Source organism: Streptomyces sp. NPDC059582, from assembly GCF_042735715.1.
Taxonomy (GTDB): domain Bacteria; phylum Actinomycetota; class Actinomycetes; order Streptomycetales; family Streptomycetaceae; genus Streptomyces.
In genome coordinates this window covers 1-17,504 of record NZ_JBHWCC010000100.1, presented here as the reverse complement: position 1 = coordinate 17,504, position 17,504 = coordinate 1, and the positions used below count along the sequence as shown (strand labels likewise).

At 68.6% G+C, this 17,504-nt stretch carries 14 protein-coding genes and 2 pseudogenes; 6 read left to right on the top strand and 10 right to left on the bottom strand.

Annotation, left to right across the window (positions count from 1 at the left end; genetic code table 11):
- Positions 1–105 precede the first annotated feature (105 nt).
- The gene (locus ACFV0T_RS41495; protein WP_385790637.1) at positions 106–624 is read left to right on the top strand and encodes a hypothetical protein; all 519 of its coding nucleotides are present in this window, start codon (positions 106–108) and stop codon (positions 622–624) included.
- A 703-nt stretch (positions 625–1,327) separates the two neighbouring features.
- Here ACFV0T_RS41495 and ACFV0T_RS41490 read toward each other — a convergent pair.
- From ACFV0T_RS41490 to ACFV0T_RS41470, 5 genes and pseudogenes are all read right to left on the bottom strand, one after another.
- Entirely contained in the window at positions 1,328–2,161 is an 834-nt protein-coding gene (locus tag ACFV0T_RS41490; RefSeq protein WP_385790635.1) for a PIG-L family deacetylase, read from the bottom strand.
- Between the two features lie 818 nt (positions 2,162–2,979).
- The gene (locus ACFV0T_RS41485; protein WP_385790633.1) at positions 2,980–3,270 is read right to left on the bottom strand and encodes a hypothetical protein; all 291 of its coding nucleotides are present in this window, start codon (positions 3,268–3,270) and stop codon (positions 2,980–2,982) included.
- Between the two features lie 86 nt (positions 3,271–3,356).
- Positions 3,357–3,530, bottom strand: a pseudogene (locus tag ACFV0T_RS41480) (fic family toxin-antitoxin system, toxin component); the annotation flags it as partial.
- Positions 3,531–3,791: 261 nt separating this feature from the next.
- Positions 3,792–4,211, bottom strand: coding sequence for a hypothetical protein (locus tag ACFV0T_RS41475; RefSeq protein ID WP_385790631.1), 420 nt, complete (start codon positions 4,209–4,211; stop codon positions 3,792–3,794).
- Between the two features lie 374 nt (positions 4,212–4,585).
- Positions 4,586–5,179 carry an SMI1/KNR4 family protein gene (locus tag ACFV0T_RS41470; RefSeq protein WP_385790629.1) on the bottom strand — a complete coding sequence of 198 codons (594 nt, stop codon included), beginning with the start codon at positions 5,177–5,179 and terminating at the stop codon, positions 4,586–4,588.
- 440 nt (positions 5,180–5,619) lie between these two features.
- On the opposite strand from ACFV0T_RS41470, the gene ACFV0T_RS41465 reads away from it, so the two are divergent.
- Positions 5,620–5,931 carry a hypothetical protein gene (locus ACFV0T_RS41465; protein ID WP_385790627.1) on the top strand — a complete coding sequence of 104 codons (312 nt, stop codon included), beginning with the start codon at positions 5,620–5,622 and terminating at the stop codon, positions 5,929–5,931.
- 320 nt (positions 5,932–6,251) lie between these two features.
- Here the strand turns inward: ACFV0T_RS41465 and ACFV0T_RS41460 are convergent, their stop codons facing one another.
- The 3 genes from ACFV0T_RS41460 to ACFV0T_RS41450 form a co-directional block, all read right to left on the bottom strand.
- Complete coding sequence (locus ACFV0T_RS41460; RefSeq protein WP_385790625.1) at positions 6,252–6,749, bottom strand: hypothetical protein; 498 nt, start codon at positions 6,747–6,749, stop codon at positions 6,252–6,254.
- Between the two features lie 633 nt (positions 6,750–7,382).
- Positions 7,383–7,787 (bottom strand): hypothetical protein, encoded by a 405-nt coding sequence (locus tag ACFV0T_RS41455; RefSeq protein ID WP_385790623.1) that lies wholly within the window; start codon positions 7,785–7,787, stop codon positions 7,383–7,385.
- 102 nt (positions 7,788–7,889) lie between these two features.
- Positions 7,890–8,576 carry a ScbR family autoregulator-binding transcription factor gene (locus ACFV0T_RS41450; protein WP_385790621.1) on the bottom strand — a complete coding sequence of 229 codons (687 nt, stop codon included), beginning with the start codon at positions 8,574–8,576 and terminating at the stop codon, positions 7,890–7,892.
- Positions 8,577–9,013: 437 nt separating this feature from the next.
- On the opposite strand from ACFV0T_RS41450, the gene ACFV0T_RS41445 reads away from it, so the two are divergent.
- Positions 9,014–11,473 (top strand): acyl-CoA dehydrogenase, encoded by a 2,460-nt coding sequence (locus tag ACFV0T_RS41445; RefSeq protein ID WP_385790619.1) that lies wholly within the window; start codon positions 9,014–9,016, stop codon positions 11,471–11,473.
- A 528-nt stretch (positions 11,474–12,001) separates the two neighbouring features.
- Here the strand turns inward: ACFV0T_RS41445 and ACFV0T_RS41440 are convergent.
- Positions 12,002–13,045 (bottom strand): hypothetical protein, encoded by a 1,044-nt coding sequence (locus ACFV0T_RS41440; RefSeq protein WP_385790618.1) that lies wholly within the window; start codon positions 13,043–13,045, stop codon positions 12,002–12,004.
- 217 nt (positions 13,046–13,262) lie between these two features.
- Here ACFV0T_RS41440 and ACFV0T_RS41435 point away from each other — a divergent pair, with 217 nt between their 5' ends.
- Positions 13,263–13,844 carry a hypothetical protein gene (locus ACFV0T_RS41435; RefSeq protein ID WP_385790617.1) on the top strand — a complete coding sequence of 194 codons (582 nt, stop codon included), beginning with the start codon at positions 13,263–13,265 and terminating at the stop codon, positions 13,842–13,844.
- Positions 13,845–13,897: 53 nt separating this feature from the next.
- Positions 13,898–14,529 (top strand): annotated as a pseudogene (locus tag ACFV0T_RS41430) (transposase).
- Positions 14,530–14,534: 5 nt separating this feature from the next.
- Here ACFV0T_RS41430 and ACFV0T_RS41425 read toward each other — a convergent pair.
- Positions 14,535–15,812 (bottom strand): MFS transporter, encoded by a 1,278-nt coding sequence (locus ACFV0T_RS41425; protein ID WP_385790615.1) that lies wholly within the window; start codon positions 15,810–15,812, stop codon positions 14,535–14,537.
- A gap of 68 nt (positions 15,813–15,880) precedes the next feature.
- On the opposite strand from ACFV0T_RS41425, the gene ACFV0T_RS41420 reads away from it, so the two are divergent.
- Positions 15,881–16,276: a MerR family transcriptional regulator gene (locus tag ACFV0T_RS41420; RefSeq protein ID WP_385790613.1), complete on the top strand. Its 396-nt coding sequence runs from the start codon at positions 15,881–15,883 to the stop codon at positions 16,274–16,276.
- The last annotated feature ends 1,228 nt before the right edge of the window (positions 16,277–17,504 follow it).

Here is a 17,504-nt window from a genome sequence, read left to right as displayed (position 1 = left end):
ACGAGCGGAAATCCGAACACTTCCTTGCCTTCGTCGGCATAGCCGCAGCCCTCATCTGCCACCGCCGACTCACCAACTGAAACGACGTCTTATGCGCAGTCGCTGATGGAGGCGGGTACTCATCCCGCCGCCGCCCGCGTGTGGCAGCGGCTGATTCATCAGGCCGAACTTGCACACGGCCGCCTGGCGAGCACCACTTTGAGGGCCAGGGACGGGCACGCCTGGTGCGTAGGCGAGGGCGGCGATGCGGCGCGCGCGGTACAACTCCTGCGACAAGTCCTCGCGGACACCGCCGAGAGTCAGCTTCCGCAGACCTCGGTCATCCGCACGATTCGCCTGTCGCTGGCCTGGTGGATCGGCGAAGCGGGTGATCCCGCGGAAGCGGTTCGCCGGCTCCGCTCGCTCCTGGACACCGCCGCTCAGCAACTCGATGCCGACGGCCGCAAAGTTCGGCTGCTTCGCCACGCACTCACCCACTGGTGCGCAGTCGCCGGCCCTCCAGACGAGGCGCAGTCGCTGCTTGAGGCGAACCTCGACGAGATGGCGAGAAGCTTTCCCGCAACGCACCTCCTGGTACGCGCATGCCGTCGTGACCGCGCGCTGCGCCGGCAACAGCAGGCATGACCCAGCGATCACTGAGCACGCGACCGAGACCGAGACCGAGACCGAGACCAAGGTCAACCGCAGCGAGTGGGAGCAGGCCGTCATGAAGGCGGTACGGCATGCGGAGGAGGATCCGGTCCAGTAGCCGCGCACTCGCAGGGCTTGCCTGACGCTGTCGCCCGCCGCGTTCCAGCTGGCGCCGAGGTACCGCCGCCGTGTTGGGCTGATCTCCTACGGGTCTCCTCCAGCGCGGATCTACGGTCGCTACTTCCCCGCCTCTTTCGGACCGGCCCAACTGCATTGGCTGGAAGGGGTGGTGACCGTCATGAGAAATCTGTCGCCGCCCACGGACCCCATCGGCGGCGCGATCGCCCTGGATCCGGAATTCGCGGCGGTGGACAGCCGTCCCGTGCCTGACCCGATCGCCTTCGGCCGCGCTCCCCAGCACCCGCTGTACGCTCCCATCCTCCGTCACGAGGACTACCAGGCGGACCCGGCGTTCGCCGCGGAACGCGGCATGCTGCTCGCCGGGCGCGTACAGCGTGTACCGCGTGTACCGCCAACGAGAGCGACTGGCCCGCATCCGCCGTGCCGCCGCGAGCCTGCCGACCTGGTCGCGGACTGCCGGAACGGAACCCGCGTGGACAAGCCTCCGGGTGCGCGAGCACGCTGGATCACGTCGTGCGGCCGATGAACCCTCCCGCGCCCCGGCCCGACAGGCGGATCAGCGCAGTCCGGCGAAGAGATCGTTCTCGGGTACGGCCGCGCCGGTGGCGTCCTGGACACGCACGAAGGTCTCCATGCCCATCAACTCGGCGAACCTCTCCTTGCCCATCTTGAGGAAGAAGATGTTGTCGCCCTGACTGGCGTGCGCGGCCAACGCGTCGAACTTCCGACCGCTGAACGCGGTGGTGTCCACCCACGTGGTGATCTCGTCGTCGGGGAGGCCGATCTCGGCCATCGCGGCGGCCTCGGCAGGATCCGGCTCCGGCATGTCCTCATGGAACTCGCGCACGACCTCACCGAACCGCCGCATCATCGAGCGGGGCATCGTGGTCCAGTACACCTTCGGTGTCAGCGCGGTCATCTCCAGCGCCGCCATCGTGATGCGGTGGGCCTGGATGTGGTCGGGGTGGCCGTAGAAGCCGTTCTCGTCGTACGTGACGACCACATCAGGTCGGTAGTGCCGGATGAGTTCCGCGAGTCGGGCCGCGCCTTCCTCCACGGGGGTCTGCCAGAAAGATCCGGGGGCGTCGTTGCTCGGCCAGCCGGTCATCCCGGAGTCGGCATAGTCCAGCATCTCCAGATCGCTGACCTTCAGGACGTCACAGCTCGCCTCGAGTTCTTGCCGGCGCATCAAGGCGACGGCCGCCGGATCGTGCCCGGGATCGCCCGGCTTCACACCCCCCGGTCCGTCACCGCAACCGCCGTCGGTACACGTCACGAGAACCGTACGGATGCCCTCTGCCGCGTACCGCGCGAGGACCCCTCCGGTTGACGTGGCCTCGTCGTCGGGGTGAGCGTGCACTGCCATGAGCGTCAAGGGCCGGTCGGTCATGAAACAGTCCTCCTGCTGAAATACGCCTCGGTCAGAGTACGCGACGGGCGTACGGCCATCCGAAGGGCCCGGATCCTGTCGAGGCGACGGCCTTGTGGTCTCCGTGTTCACCGTGTTCACCGCCCGTGCAGTGCCGGTCCCTCAGCCGGTGCAACGGCGCCGGCCGGACCGGCTGTTCCCGGCACACATGGAACACCTCGAAACCTCGGGTCTCAGGGCGATCGGAGCGTCGGAATCAGAAGGTGATCTCCAGGCCGATGACGAGCAGGTGCCGCACCAGATCCCGATCCGGCATCCGCTCCCCGGCGAAGAATCGCCGCAGTGTCGGCTTCGCTGTTCCCGACGCATCCGCACGCGGTCGGCGGCCGGCCGGCCCTGTCCTCCGAGGTCATGGCGGCTGTGACCTCAACCGCATCCCGCACACCGAACAGCCGCGCCGGCACACTCAGAACTGCCCGCAGCGCGCTGCCCTCACCACGGCAGGCGACTTGGCGACACCGACGGGGAGCCCTTCGACCCCGCGCACGATCACTCACACATCCACGCCCGCCCTGCCGCCCCGGGAGCGCGGCAGGGCGGGTCCGCGGGCCCCATGCCGAAAGCAGCAGCCTGCCCATGGCAACCGGCCATGCCATCGAGATCGTCATGGCCAGGCTTGTCCCCCATCCGCAGTGCAGGGCACCCATTACTTCGTCCGGCCAGCCGCCCACGCGGACCGCGCGCGCCTGACGGCGGTGCGGCCCGCGCACAGCGCGGACGATGCCCTGCATGCACTGCGCCGACGGCCACGAAAGGTCGCAGCTAGGTCGCAGCCAGCATCAGTGCTTGGCCGGCGGCTCCTCGGCTTCCTCGTCGTCCGACCCCTGGTGTTCCTCCACCAACTGCTCGATCTCCCGGGGGACCTCCTGCAGCGCCTCCAGGACCAGACCCCACGCCCGGCCCCGCAGCTCTTCTGCAACCTGGTCCTCGATCATCTCCGCGAGCCTGCCGATCTCGTCCCGGGCGTCATCCTCCGTGCCCGTGGTCGGTGCGGTCATCGCCTCCCACACGAACCGGCCCACCCCAGCCGCCACCCGGCCTATTCCGCCGAGCACCGAGCCCACATCCATCTGCGCTTCCCCCTGGTGGTTGGTGTCCTGCCACAGCCAGGCACGCCCGAGTGAGCGGGACGGCCCACCGAATCGTTGCAGGTGGCGGGCCCGGCCCGCAGCAGGACAGCGATCTTCCCGGCGGTACAGGCTGGGTCCAGGAGCAGGTCCTTGCGGGCGATGCCGTCCTCGCGGGCGAGTTTGACCGTGGTTCTGGCGGCCTCGAGGTACATGACGCCTGATGCAGCGACGACGGCAAGGATGGAGCGCTCCAGCCAGCGGGGAGGAGACCGAGGCCCACGCTCTCGACGCGCCGCACCGGGGGCGGTCACAGCTGCCACGCGCATCCATCCGGCTGGTGCCCGGGCGCCGGCGGGAGCTGTCGCGAGCACGCGGACGGCGCTGGAGTGCGCCGGCCGCGGACCAGCACATCCGGCTGGTGTCGTGTCGTCATACGCCCTCGGCATCACGGTGACGAGACCTGCCCGCCACCTGCTCTCCCCCGGCTGGAATCCGACGCTGCCAGCAGGGCTGGAGACCGCTCACGGCCGGGGATAGACACCGCACGACGTCACCGGCTTGCCGTTCGCATCGTCAAGACAGACCCCGGCGTACGCGCCGCCGCCGACCACATCCGCGGGAAGCGTGGCGGGCACCGACGTCCCCGTGTTGCAGTGCGTACTGCTGCTTCTGGGACCGAGCGGGTTGGCATAGCCATCGAACACGCTGTACCACGCTCTGCGGCAGCCGACCGACTTCAACGTACCGGTGAACACCGCCGACCGGTTGTACCAGGTCAGGGTGCCCGAGATGTAACTCCCGGCGCCGTCGGAGACATAGACCCGAGTGGTAGGGGCAGCAGCAGCCGCGGCCGGCGTAGCCGCGGCGGCCGGCGCGGTCAGTGCCGCGGACACGGCCAGGCCCGCCACGGCGAAGAAGGTCAGAGCAGATCGGCCCAACACGCCTTATCTCTCCTTTGCTGCACGTTTGCAAGATGACGCCACAAGGCTGCCCGTGGCCCCCGCGGGCCAACCATGACGAAGTACGCCGTCCCGGACGGCCCACCACCTCCGCCTCGCATTCGACGGAAGCCGGCCGGGACTTGAGGCTTTCGCCCTTCCGTCATGGCTGAGGCCTCCGGCCCTGCCGAAAGCGGACGAGGGGGGCTTTGCAGTTCACCCCGAAAAGCGCGGGATCCGCGACCCGCGGCCACCGTCTGGTCCTGCTGTGCTTCCGTCCGAGATCTGGCACCCGTCGGCCAGCGTCCGGTGCCGGCGAAAGCTGAGCTTGCGCCATCCGCCTTTGAGCGGCCCGGGCCAGTTGCTCGTATGGGACTTCACCGAAGGCCGGCGGGCTCGTCCGGACGGTGTGAAGCGTGTTCAGGACGCTGCAGCCACTCCGTGTACCACAGGCGGAAACCGGGGCTCACCGGGACGAAGCCGCCCCAGTCCGGGTCGATGCGCCAGACCTCGCCCGCTCGCGGGCCGTTCAGGATCAGCCGGCTGTATATGCCGCAGCCCTCATCGGCCAGCATGAGCGTGCCCCAGGTCAGCTCATCGGCCGGCGTGCCGATCCGGCCGGGCAGGGGGCCGGTGAGGGGGAACGGCGCGGCGAGCCGGCCCGGCAGCCGGTCGTCCTCCCACTCGCCGTCCACGGCCCACTCCTCGCCGGCCTCCGGGCGCGGGACGGTCAGCGGCATCAGCCCGTGACCGGGACCGGCGGGTCCGTTGCCTACCTCCGCGACGAAAGACCGGTACTGCGGCGGCAGTTCGATGCCGTGAACTTCCTCGAACGCCCTGATCTCCGCCTGCGGCAGCGCGGGCGCCAACTCGTAGCGGTGCGTGTCCGCCCCGAAGCACGCCCACTGCGGGTCCCGTGCCGCCATCTGCCGTAGCCGGGCGCGTACGGCGCCGTCGTCCCAGCTCTGCATCCGGCGACCCTACCAACGACGTCGCCCGGTCCGCCGCTTCGAGCTACGCGGCTGCCAGCGGCGACCTTCAGCGTGATTCCAGCGCCGTGCCCCTGCCCACCCTGCCTCGTTGAAGAGCCGTGACATTGCTTCTTTCTCCAGGTGAGGACCGTGCAGGGGGCCGAGGTTCGTGGCGCCAGCATCGCCGAATTGGAAGATCTGGGTGTCCGTGCATCCTCTGCACGCAGTCGCCGCGCGAAGCGTCGTGGGAGCAGCGGGAGCGGACGATAGCCGCCAGTACGCGGACCTATGGCCGGCCTGTGATGGGCGTGGCCGCCGACGACGTGCCGGCCGGCTGGGCGTACTCCAGCGGTCTGTGGCCGGCGAGCCGATGCCCGGGTGTTCCGGGGTGAGGACGGCTGGTGGCCACACGTGTTCGAGAAAGCCATACGATGCCTGCTGTGGACACCTCACAAGACAACGTGCGATGCGGTCTCTGTGGGCAGATGATGAATGCCCGGCACGAGCAGCACCACGAGGAACCGGTACTCAGCGCGGGCAGGCGTGTGGAGTACGTAGTGATCGGACTGCGCGGCGCCCATGCCCTGTATCAAGCTGCCGATGACCCCTCTCGGACCCGCAAGACCGGTGCCGCCGTCCTGGCGCAGCAACTGGGGATTGACCTGCCCGATCTTCCTGGCCGCCATTACACGTGCTGGGAGACGCCTGGAGAGTACGGCGGCGTCTTCCGCCGCGGCTTCGAGCTGGCCTGACATTACGAGCTGACCTGACCCCGCGCCCAACGCCAGACCAGGCGCTACCCCCGGACCACGAACGGCAACTCACTCCGGCACTCCGGCACTCCGGCACTCCGGCACTCCGGCACTCCGGCTGCAGAGGGTGATCCTGACCGGCCGGGTACCAAGTCCCGGACCGCACCGATCCCCGTCCCGCCCGGTGCCGGCCTGACGCGCGTGCCGTCGCAGCCGGACCGGGCAGCGAAGGGGCTGGGGCCGGTGGTACCGGCAGTGCCGCAGCAGCGGCCCTGGCCGCACCGGGCGTCCGGCTTTGCCGGTCAGCAGGGGGCTGTGGCTCAGCGTGTACCGTGCGCGGGCGCCGACCCCGAGACAGCTCCGGGGACGACACCGGCAGCGGCAGCGGCAGCGGCAGCGGCAGCGGCAGAATGTTCGTCGCCTCCGTCCAAGGCCCTGACCACCAGGGCCTTGAAGAGGCGCTCCTCCCCGGCCGGAAGCAGAATCTCAAGCTGCCGCCCGGCCGCGTTGCACACCAGCATCGAGCGCTCAGCAACGACGGTGACACCACCGCGTGCAGTCCCCAACCGCAGGTGCGTGACGGCGCCGTCAACAGTGGAAAGGAAGACACCTTCGGCCGTCACCGTCAGGCGGGCACGGTGCCGACCTCCACCAGAGTTACGGAAGCGTGCGGCACAGCGGATACGGACGGTGCCTCCACAGTCCAGTGCGGCAACTGTCCGGGAGATACGCCAGCTGCGCCATCGCTTCTGTATCCGGCGAAGCAGCGGCTCGGCCACGGTCGCGAGGACCACGCTGCTGAAGAAGTTCTCCCACACAGACATCTCCCGCGGCTCGGCTTTCCCACGATCAGGATGGTGCTCGGCCTGCCGTTGACCTCAGGACCTGCGCTGCAGAATGATCCCACGGCCCTTTCCCCTCTCTCCGGCCGCACCCGCACGATGCCTGCACGAGACACGACCCTGCCGCCGCGGCTGTGCCACCTCCACGACCGGCCGACCACGCAACCCGAGCGAGAGCCTCACCAGCGCAACTGTGGGCCGCCACGGCAGTACTGGTCATCGACGAGAGCGGCGACCTCGAGGAAGGGCACCGCCACGGTGGGTGCAGGGCCAGTACACCGCCACCGCCGGACGCACCGGGAACAGCCAGGCCGCCGTCCGCCTCGCCCGCTCCACCCCGCGCGGGAATGCGGCGTCGGCCGCGAACGGTATGTTCCGCGCTCCTGGACTCCGACTCCGGCCCGCAGCCGGGCCGCCGGGATCCCCCGACGCGTGGGGCTTCGCCCCGAAGCCCGCACGCGCCGCCAGTGCGAGGGGCCGCGCCCCGGACGCCGAAGCCCGGGACTACCCATGCGAACTGACAGGCTCGCTGTTGCCTACCAGGCAGCTGTGCGCCTCGCTGCCATCCTGATCTGCTCCCGCAGGTGACAGGACGCCGAGTGAGCCGCTCTACGTGAGCTCTGTGCTTGGCCGACGACGCCAGTCCCAGCCGGGGTGACGGTTTATCAGGGTGAGGAACTCGCCCGCCTGGATGATCTCGTAGTGGTTGGTGTCGACAAGACCGCCGAAACCCGGCAGGACGTCGCGGAGGAAGGCCCGGGCCGCGTCCATGGACTCGCACGACACCCAGACCCCGTACGGTTTTCCGATCCGGGCCGTGACCTGCTCCAGCTCCTCAGGCTCGAAGTCCGCCAGGATCCCGCCCGACAGGTCGAAGGAGTACGAGTACCCCTGCCAGTGCAGGCGTTCGCCTCCCGTCGCCGGCTCCGGTACCAGAGCAAAAGAACGGATCCGCGCCTCAAGCCGGCGCCGTTGCCCCGCCGGCGCAAGAAGGACGACAGACGGCCAGGACACGCACCCCCGCCTTCCCGGCGGCCGTAACCGCCCATCGCACTGCGGGCATCGAGTCCTACGCCGTCGAGAGGCCTGTTCCCGCCTCCTCAAGGAGACGCAGGCCTAGACGAGTTCGGCTGCTTCTCCCGCACTCTGCAGGCTCTGCGCGAGGGCCGCCTCATACACCTGCTGGGCGCGCTGCGGCGTGAACTCCAGCCGGATCAGCACCCCCGGAACCGCGATCGACGCCATCAGATGCCGGTACAGCTCCGAGACCCGCTCCAGCATGTCCTCGTGCCCGGTCATGATGTTCGACAGGATCTGCACCCCGGTGAAGGAGCCGACGAACAGCTTCGCGATCAGCGCCACATCGACATGCGGCACCAGCTCCCCGTTCGCCTTCGCCTTCTCGAACACCTCCACCGAGCGGCTGATCCACCCCTGCATCGGCACCCGGCGGTCCAGACCGTCCTGCGGAGAGCCCTGCTCCACGGTCAGCCGCACACTGCCGCGCACCCGCGCATCACCCGAGTGCAGCAGATACGCCAGCAGCAACGCCTCGTCCACCGCCTCCTGCAACGCCAGATCCTGCGGCTGGATCGGCGGGATCGCGGTGACCTGCTCCGCCAGGATCCGCTGAGCGATCTCCTCCTTCGACGTGAAATGGAAGTAGAACGCCCCCTTGGTCACCTCCGACCGCTTCAGGATCTCGGAGATCGTGGCGGCCTCGTACCCGACCTCGTCGAACACCTCGGCCGCCGCGGCAAGAATCTTCTGCCGCGTCCGAATGGCTCGTTCCTGCCGCGCCATCACACACCTCCGTACCCACCACGCCCGCAAAAGCAAACCGTAAGGTTCGTATCCTACTGCCGGTCACTCTCGGTGGCGAGTCCATATCGCCCAGCAAAACGGCACGTCGATGACAGCCCGTCGACCCCAGGTCACCCCAAGGTCACCACATCCTCCGAAACAAAACCAGTGCATCGGTTTCTTCAAGGTCCAGACCACCGCACCCGGGACCGGTCGACGGCATCCCGTCGGGAACCGCATATGCCCAGCACATCCCCCCTTACACCCGGAGGACGTCCCTCCGCAGGGCACAACCGGACAGCCCCTACACCGTCCCCGATCCACCGGACGCCGCCATGAACTTCACGGAATCGCCTTGAAAAGAAAACCGGTTGGTACGTATCTTGTGTGGCCTGGGCTCCCCACACGCCGGGAGCCCCCTCAACGGGGAGAGGTCCATGACCTTGCTGACGATCGAACAGAAAGGCCCAACCCGCGCCCACACGGCGGTTTCCCCGCCCACCACCCAGCCCGACACCCCACCCGGCAACACCACCGACGCCACCCCTACCAACACCGGCGCTGACCCCACCGCCGCGGGCGCCGAGGCCACGGCCGCCCGCACCGCCGCCACCTCCACCGACGCCGCCACCAACGCCACAACAGACGGCATCGAAGCCACGTCCCTCGACGCCGATGCCCCGCCTGCGGCCGCCACCACCGACGCCACTGCTGCCGGTGCCGCGGTCGGCGCGGCCGAGGCAAGTGCCGTGATCGGCACGGGAGCCACGGTCAGCGCGGTCAACACAGATACCGCGGTCAACGCGGTCGACGCGGTCGACGCGGTCGGCGGTGAACTGTCCCGCCTGCTCTTCGACCAGCATGAGCGCGAGCGCATTCACACCCCCTGGCGCACCCTCATCGCCGGCCCGGACTTCCAGGCACGCGCCGGTCTGTCCCCCGCCGAACGCACCGCCCTGTCCTACCAGCGGCTGCACCACGTCAACGACCACCTGGACAGCGCCGAAGCACTCGCCGCCGACCCTCGCCGGCTCGCCGCCCTGACCGAGTGGACCGCCGTCGTCGACAGCGGACTGGGCACTCTCTCAGCCATCCACTACAACCTGTTCCTGGGCAGCCTGCTGGACCACGACAGCCACCACCGCGACCTGTCCGCCTTCAGCGCCCTGCAGTACACAGGAACGTTTCTGTGCACCGAACTCGACCACGGCAACGACGCTGCAGCCCTGGAAACCACCGCCACCCACAACCCCGCAACCGGCGGCTTCATCCTCAACACCCCCACCCCCGGCGCCCGCAAATTCATGCCCAACACCAGCCCCGCCGGCGGACCCAAAACCGCCCTCGTCGCCGCCCGCCTCCTCATCGACGGCAACGACGAAGGCGTCTTCCTCTTTCTCACCCCCCTCAGCGACCACCACGGCACCCTGCCCGGCATCCATGTCCAGCCCCTGCCCGAACGCGGCGGCGCCCCCGTCGACCACTGCCTCACCACCTTCGACCACGTCCCCCTCCCCCGCACCGCACTCCTAGAAGCCGACCATGGCCGCCTCGGCACCGACGCCACGCTCCACAGCACCGTCACCAACCGCCGAAGACGCTTCCTGAGCTCCATCCACCGCGTCACCACCGGAAAACTCTGCATGAGCGGCGCAGCCATCGGCGTCTCCCGCACCGCACTGACCATCGCCGTCCGCTACGCCCACACCCGCCACATCGCCGGCCCCAAAACCGGCCAACGCATCCCCCTCACCGCCCACCGCAGCCACACCGGACGCCTCCTCACCGCCCTCGCCACCACCTACGCCATGACCTTCCTCCACCGCCACACCCTCAACCAATGGACCCAACACACCCAGCCCGAACGCACCGCGGAAGCCTGCAGCAGGCCGACCGGCCAGACCGAGGCCGGGCACGCCAACCAGGCCGAAGGGACCGAGCGAGCCGAGGAAACCTGCACCGAGCGGACCGGGACTGAACGGGTCGAGGCCGGGCAGGCCGACACCGAGCGGGGCGAGGGAGCCGACATCGGGCGGCCCGGACGGGCCGAGGTAGAGCGGCTGGTCGCCCTCACCAAAGGCTGGACCACCTGGCAGGCCCGCGACATCGTCACCGAATGCCGCGAACGCTGCGGCGCCCGCGGCCTGTTCACCGCCAACCGCCTCACCGAAATCATGACCGACCTCGAAGGCACCATCACCGCCGAAGGCGACAACCTCGTCATCTGGCTCAAAGCCGCGTCCGAAATGATCTTCCAGTACGAAGCCGGCCTCCCCCGCACCCCCACCCCCCCACCCGCCGAACGACACCTCACCGACTGCTACTTCCTGCGCGACCTCCTCGCCCACACCGAAGCGATCTGGCAGACACGCGCCCGCACCGCACTACGCAATGGACCCACCAAAGACCCCATCGGCCGCTGGAACGCCACCTCCGCCCCCGCCCTCAACATGGTCTCCGCCCACGCCACACTCCAAGCCGCCGACGCCTTCCTCACCGCCATGGAACAGACAGCCGACCCCGCAGCGCGCGACCTGCTGGAACTCCTGTGCCGCCTCTTCCTCCTCAATCAACTCACCCCCCACACCGGCGACCTCCTCGCCCACCAACACCTCACCCCCCACCACATCCACACCCTTCACACCCTCACCGACACCACCCTCCACCAACTCACCCCCCACCTCACCACCCTGACCGACGCCTTCGATCTGCCCGAACAAGTACTCGCCACCATCCCGCTCCTGCACGACACACCCGACACACCGACCCACAACCCACCCGCCCACAACCCGTCCACCGACACCCCGCCCACCGGCAACCGACGACTCCTCACCACCACACTCCCCCACCCCCCCACGCACCCCGCACACCACCAACTCACCCTCGCCACCCCCTGACACGGACCCAAGACACGCACCGACATCCCGTACGGGGCCGACGGGTCAGAAGCTGCCGCCGCTATAGGAACTCCTGCCGAAATGACTGGAGCGGAACGCCAAGCTCAGGCGGTCATGAGTCAGAGTGGATCGCGAGCGGCAGCCTTCTTCCGAGACGTCCGCCGGAGCGGAGTCGTCCGGCTTGTGCGGGATGACGAGGGGATCCCGGCACCCGTCACCGCTGACGGCACGCGGAGCCCGCGCTGACCGGGCGGCGAAAATCCGGGCGAATGGGCTACGGATTGAAAGCACGCTCTGGAAGCCTGGCGTGATAGCGAGCTGCCTGCCGCCTCCCCCGGCAAAAGGCTCTGGTGCGGCCCCTGTCTCATCGGGTGGATTCACCCCGATCGAAGTCCTCAGACGACTCGCGACGGTCGACCAGGGCCCGTCGTTTGGATCATCTGGTAGTCGGCCAAGGCCGCTGAGTTGAGGAGCGATCGCGGTGCCGATTGCGGCGTACGCGTCGGCGCGGAGGACTTCCGCAAGGGCTCACTGGACCAGTTCGATGTGGGGATGGTCCGGGGACTTCGGGCACACGTGGAGCTGGAGGTTGTAGCCGCCGACGATGTCGATCAAGGTGAAGTCGCCGTTCTGGGCGCCCAGGGGAGGCGAGGCCGGGTTCGTCCGTTCCTCCTCGGCGATCCAGGTCTCGCTGCCGCCGTCCCATTCCGAGGAGGCGATGGTGAGGAGCGGGACCTGCTCGGTGCCGCACTCGGGGCAGGGGCGGGGCTTGGGGTCGGTGAGGCCCCAGCGGGTCCAGCCGCCGGTCTTCCAGCCGGGGGCGGTGGAGAGGTTGTTCAGGTAGAGCTCGCCCGGGTCGTCCGCGTACGTGTTGTACCGCGCGGGTTCGATCGTCTCCCAGCGGCTCATGTCGTCCAGCTGCTCCTGAAGCTCCTGGCTCAGCTCCGAGGGGTTGGGGTACTCGGTGACCTGCTCCGGTGAGAACAGGCACGGTTCCGGGAGGTAGCAGTCCTGCTCGACGACGGGCGGCTCGGGCGGTGCGTCGAGAACGTCGGTGACGGTGGCGGAGGAGCGCCAGAAGAGGGCTGTCCGAGGGTGGGCCATCTCGTGGTCGAAGGGGCACCACAGGACCTGGAGGAGGTCCGCGTCGGGCGGGCGCGGAAAGGGGACGTCGCGGGCGTAGAGCTGGGCGACGGGGAGAAGGGGAATCGGGCCGTCGGACCACGGGCGGTCCGCGAGCCGCTCCCAGGTCTCCCGTTCCTCGGGAGTCCACAGGGGTGCCTCGGGGTCGAGGCGCCGCCGCTCGGCCGCTGCGGCACGGTCGTGGCGGAGGAGCCGGACGTCGTCCGGTGAGTGCACCACACTCGTCACGCGACTGTCGTGCAGCTCGTCGCAGTACGGCCACGGCTCGTCGGCGGGCCACAGGAGCGGCCCGCCGACGGAGCTGTCGTGCACGGTCGGCGACCCGGGGCGCGGGTGCAGCCGGGTCGCCGCGCGCGCCAGCGGGGCCAGTTCAGGGAAGAGCGCGGTCACGTCGAACGGCCGCGGCGGGGTGGTATGGATGGCGTTCACAGGGTGATGCTGCCAGCAACGTCTGACAACGGGCGTGCCGATCCACATCAATTGACACCACACAGCTTCGCTGACTGGTGGTGTCAGAATGAGTTGTGATGGCTTGGGTGCAGATGCGGCCTGAAGTGCGCCATCCACGGGGTCGCGCCCTGTCGGACACGGGTGCGCTGTTCGCCCTGGCGTTGGCACGTCAGTGGCACTCGCTATCGTCCGTGCCATGACCTCAAGTGATCATCTGCTTGGCCTGATCCAGACCACTCCGGAGATCGATCTGTTGCTGCGGTCATCGTTCGGCTTCGACATCCACCGGAAGCACTGTGGCGATGGCTTGAGGCTTGCCTCAGGTGCGCCGCTGGAGTTGATCGCCGGGGAGTTCGCTGGGGGGGCGTACCTCCTGTGCGCTGAGAAGGACGGCCGTCGGCCGGTGGTGTTCGCGAGTTCCGAAGGGCAAGGTGGGCTGCTCGCCGATGACCTGGCGGACGCGCTGGAGATCATCATCGGGCTGGAGTGGCGGGACTGCCTCTCATTCTCGGGCGGCGGCGATGTGGAGGTCATGCAGATGTCCGCTCAACACCTAGAACGGTCCCGTGACAAGTACAACCCGGACATCGACAACGAAGCTGCCCGGGTGGCCGCAGCCCTGTCCCTGCGTATCGTGCCTGTGACTGACCTCGTCATCCGGTTGCAAGCAGCCGCTTCGAAGACCGAACCCGACTACGTCGTGACCGACGACGACGGGCAGGCATTCGGCCCACCGTTCGGCGAGCACGTGGAGCCTCGCCACGGTGGCTGGTGCTGAACCTGACCAGCCGCTGCCACCCGTCCCGGTATCTCGGCCATATCTGGAAGCGCATGGCTCCGCTTCTCCCAGCCCGACCTGCCCGACGCCATCGCCACCCCGGACGACTGCCGGTGTCGGACCGCGTCGCACTGGCCGGCATCGTCAAGTGCTGCGCAAAGGAGTGGCCTGGCGCGATGTGCCCAACCAGGTCGTTGACTGTTCAGGGTTGACCGCCTGGCGTCTGCTGCGGGACTGGACTGAGGCCGGCATGTGGCCCCCGCTCGTACGAGGTCCTTCTCGCCGAGCTGCGAGCGGCGGGTCTCCTGGATATGGACGACTCAGCGGCAACCGCCATGACGTCACACAACTCCTGCCGCTCCTGGACGCGACTCCACCGGTTCGGGGCCTGCGCGGACGCCCGCGCACACGGCCATGCAGGCTGTTCGCCGACCGGGGCTACGACTGCGACAAGTACCGCCGCCTGCTGTGGGAGCGTGGGATCAAGCCTCTCATCGCCCGTCGCGGCGTCGCCCACGGCTCCAGCCCGGGCAGAACCCGCTGGGTGGTCGAGCGGACCTTTGCCTGACTCCACCAGTTCAAGGGCCTGCGCATCCGCTACGAGATACGTGCCGACTTCCATCTCGCCCTGCCTCAACTCGCCTGCTGCATCATCTGCTTGAGACGACTCAGAACCTCATTCTGAAACGATCAGTTGTACCGTGGGACCACCCGACTACGCCCCTCAACCGACAATGGCGCGTTCGCGTGTGTCATGGTGCCTTCTGGTCCCCTGTTGCGAAGGCATGCTTCCGCGTGACCGTGATCACGGTCACGCTGAGGACTCCGAGCGCTGCCGCGGCGATGGCGTCGGCGGCGATGTTGACGCGCTGCAGGAGTACGCCGCCGATGATGCCGCCGAGGGCCATGGCCGCGTTCCACAAGGTCACCAGGATGGCTTGCGCAGTGTCGGCGATGGCTGGGCTGCGTCGCATCCCGGCATGACCGGCTGCGGTCTGAAGGAGCGTGGGCGTAGCGCCCCCATCCCAGGCCCCACGCGACGACTGCGACCCACACGACGGTCTGTGCCGTGGTGGCGGCGAAGGCGGCCGCGGCAACGGTGAACAGCAGTGCGGCGGCCAGCGCGAGCCCAGGAAGGTGCCTGTCGATGTGACGGCCGGTGTACCAGATGCTGACCAGGCATGCGATTCCGAAGGCCAGCAGGATCGCGTCCACCTCGGCGGCGAGGCCGGCGTGCCGCAAGTACGGCGCGATGTACGCATAGATGATCGTGTGGCCGAGGACGAAGGTCACGACGACGACCATGATGGCGGCGACCCCAGGAGCCCGGAGTGTTTGCCGGGTGGTCGGCTTCGGCCCACCATCTGTTGTCGCCGGCTGGCTGATGGCGGGAACGCTGAACGTGATCCATCCGAGGACGGCGAGGGTGATCACCGAAACGGCAGCGAAAGACGCGCGCCACCCGATCTGTTGCCCGATCAGTGTTCCGGCGGGAACACCGAGCGACAGCGCCAAGGGGATCCCGGTCATCGCGATGGCGATGGCACGGCCGCCCTGGCCGAAAGGCGCGATACGCCGTGCGTACCCGGCAAGGATCGCCCACGCGAGTCCGGCCGCGACGCCGGCGAGAAACCGTGCGACGAGCAGGACCGCGTAACCAGGCACGGCAGCGGTGAGCGTGTTCGCGGCCAGGAAGGCGGCCATGGCGCCCAGCAGCAACGGCTTGCGCCGCATTCCCGCCGTGGCGGCGGCCAACGGTATGGCGGTAAGGGCTGTACCTGCGGCGTACACGGTGACGGCCTGGCCCGCCGCACCGGAGCTGACGCCGAGAGAGGAGGACATCTGCGGGAGGACACCCGCCGGAAGCGTCTCCGTCAGGCTGGTGATGAAAGCCGCGGTGCCCAGTGCCAGAAGCGCGGACCAGGGCAGGACGTCACGTCTTGTCGGAGAAACTGCTGTGGTCGTCATGCACTGATCGTGAAGCCCTCACACTGATGTGATGGTCAAGCTCGAGCCGCACGGCTACTCTCGGGCATGTGCGGATCGGTGAACTGTCCCGCCTGACGAGCGTGTCCCGGCGCCTGCTGCGGTATTACGAGGAGCAGGGCCTTATCGTGCCGGATCGGTCCGCGAACGGATACCGCGACTACGACGAGCGGTATGTGGACCGCGTCAAGCAGATACGCGGTCTGCTGGCGGCGGGGTTGCCGACAAGGATCATCAAGCAGATCCTGCCGTGCCTGGACAGGCCCAGGTCCATTCACTTCCCTGACGCGACCCCGGAGATGCTGGCGTTGCTGACCTCGGAGCGGGACAAGCTCACCGATCGGATCGAGGTGCTGACCCAAAACCGGGACGCGATGACCGAGTACTTGGCCGAAGTGAAGCAGCACCGCACCCCGGTCACACCCGGTCAACCGCGCGGCACATAGGGCCAGTTCCTCATAGGACGACAACCTGCTGGACGATCCTGTCGGCGGCGTCCGCAAGCACCGCGGAGCGCGGCCGAACCCGCTCGCGCCAACAGGCGAGTTCCTGGCCGAGGCGGTCACGCGGTACCGACGAACACGTGCGTGTCCCGCCCAGGCATAGCACTCTCGTCGTCGGGACCGTCGAGACGACGAGGAGTTCGGCTTGGGCCGGCACTGGCTCGTCGATACGGCCCACATGCGGCTGATCGGCCAGCTCACCTATCCCTACCCCTACCCCTTCGAGACGTCAGCTCCGCCCAAGGCCCTCGGAGACGGCACCCTGATACACCGTGTCGACCTCGACAACGCCCCCACCCCTGGGCCCTGTAGCGACCCCCAAGGCACTGTAGGGGAGGCCAGGACTCTCCTGGGTCTGCCCCCAGACGAAGAGCGCGATCGCCCCGATCACCGCCTCGGCCGACAGCACCGACACCGACACCGTCAGCACAGCGCCGAACCTGTCCCTCACGCGCGCCTGCGGTTGCATCGGCTCCAGCATTTTTGAACGCATTCAAATCCCCTCCCGTCCCGCATCGTCCTCCATGCGAGACCGGCCCCGTAACCCGGGTCCCCCCGGCAGGCGCCGTCGTGCACCAGAACCCGGTCCGGGAGCAGCCAGAGTCCGCCGCACCGGAAGGCGCCGACGCCGGACCGCTCCCGCTCACGACAGGACAGGACACAGCCGACGGCTACCAGCTTCGGGAAGGGACATCGCTGTCATCGTCGGCTCTGCTCTGCTGGAGCTCGGACGTCACGGAAGGGCATGTCGACCTGATCAGGATGCTCAGGCGCCAGATGCGGTCGGGTGTTGGAGGAGCTGGGACTGTTTTTCCACCCGTCGGCGGATCCCCGGGCCGCAAAGTGGGCGATGGCTCACTGGATCGCCTGCCAGCGCGCCGACGGATCCCTGGATCCCGCCGCCGGCACTCACCTCATCTGGGCAAACATTGCCCATGCCCTCCGCTACCCCGCCATCCGGCATCCGGCATCCGGCAAGGCGCGCCCACAGGGAACTTCCCCACTCCCCCGCGGCACCGCCCGCCTTTACAGAACGCCGCCGGCCCGGGCCGGCAGATCCCGTCCGTCGCCTGCCCCGGGAGGTCACATGACGACGGCGCCGGCCCCGCAACAGGGGACGGCGCCGTGGTGCCAGGTATGGGTCAGGCCGCGTCGACGACTCCGGACGCAG

Coding starts and splice junctions, on each gene's coding strand:
- ACFV0T_RS41495 (WP_385790637.1), top strand. CDS start 106: ATGGAGGCGGGTACTCATCCCGCCGCCGCCCGCGTGTGGCAGCGGCTG.
- ACFV0T_RS41490 (WP_385790635.1), bottom strand. CDS start 2,161: ATGACCGACCGGCCCTTGACGCTCATGGCAGTGCACGCTCACCCCGAC.
- ACFV0T_RS41485 (WP_385790633.1), bottom strand. CDS start 3,270: ATGGATGTGGGCTCGGTGCTCGGCGGAATAGGCCGGGTGGCGGCTGGG.
- ACFV0T_RS41470 (WP_385790629.1), bottom strand. CDS start 5,179: ATGCAGAGCTGGGACGACGGCGCCGTACGCGCCCGGCTACGGCAGATG.
- ACFV0T_RS41450 (WP_385790621.1), bottom strand. CDS start 8,576: ATGGCGCGGCAGGAACGAGCCATTCGGACGCGGCAGAAGATTCTTGCC.
- ACFV0T_RS41445 (WP_385790619.1), top strand. CDS start 9,014: ATGACCTTGCTGACGATCGAACAGAAAGGCCCAACCCGCGCCCACACG.
- ACFV0T_RS41435 (WP_385790617.1), top strand. CDS start 13,263: ATGACCTCAAGTGATCATCTGCTTGGCCTGATCCAGACCACTCCGGAG.
- ACFV0T_RS41425 (WP_385790615.1), bottom strand. CDS start 15,812: ATGACGACCACAGCAGTTTCTCCGACAAGACGTGACGTCCTGCCCTGG.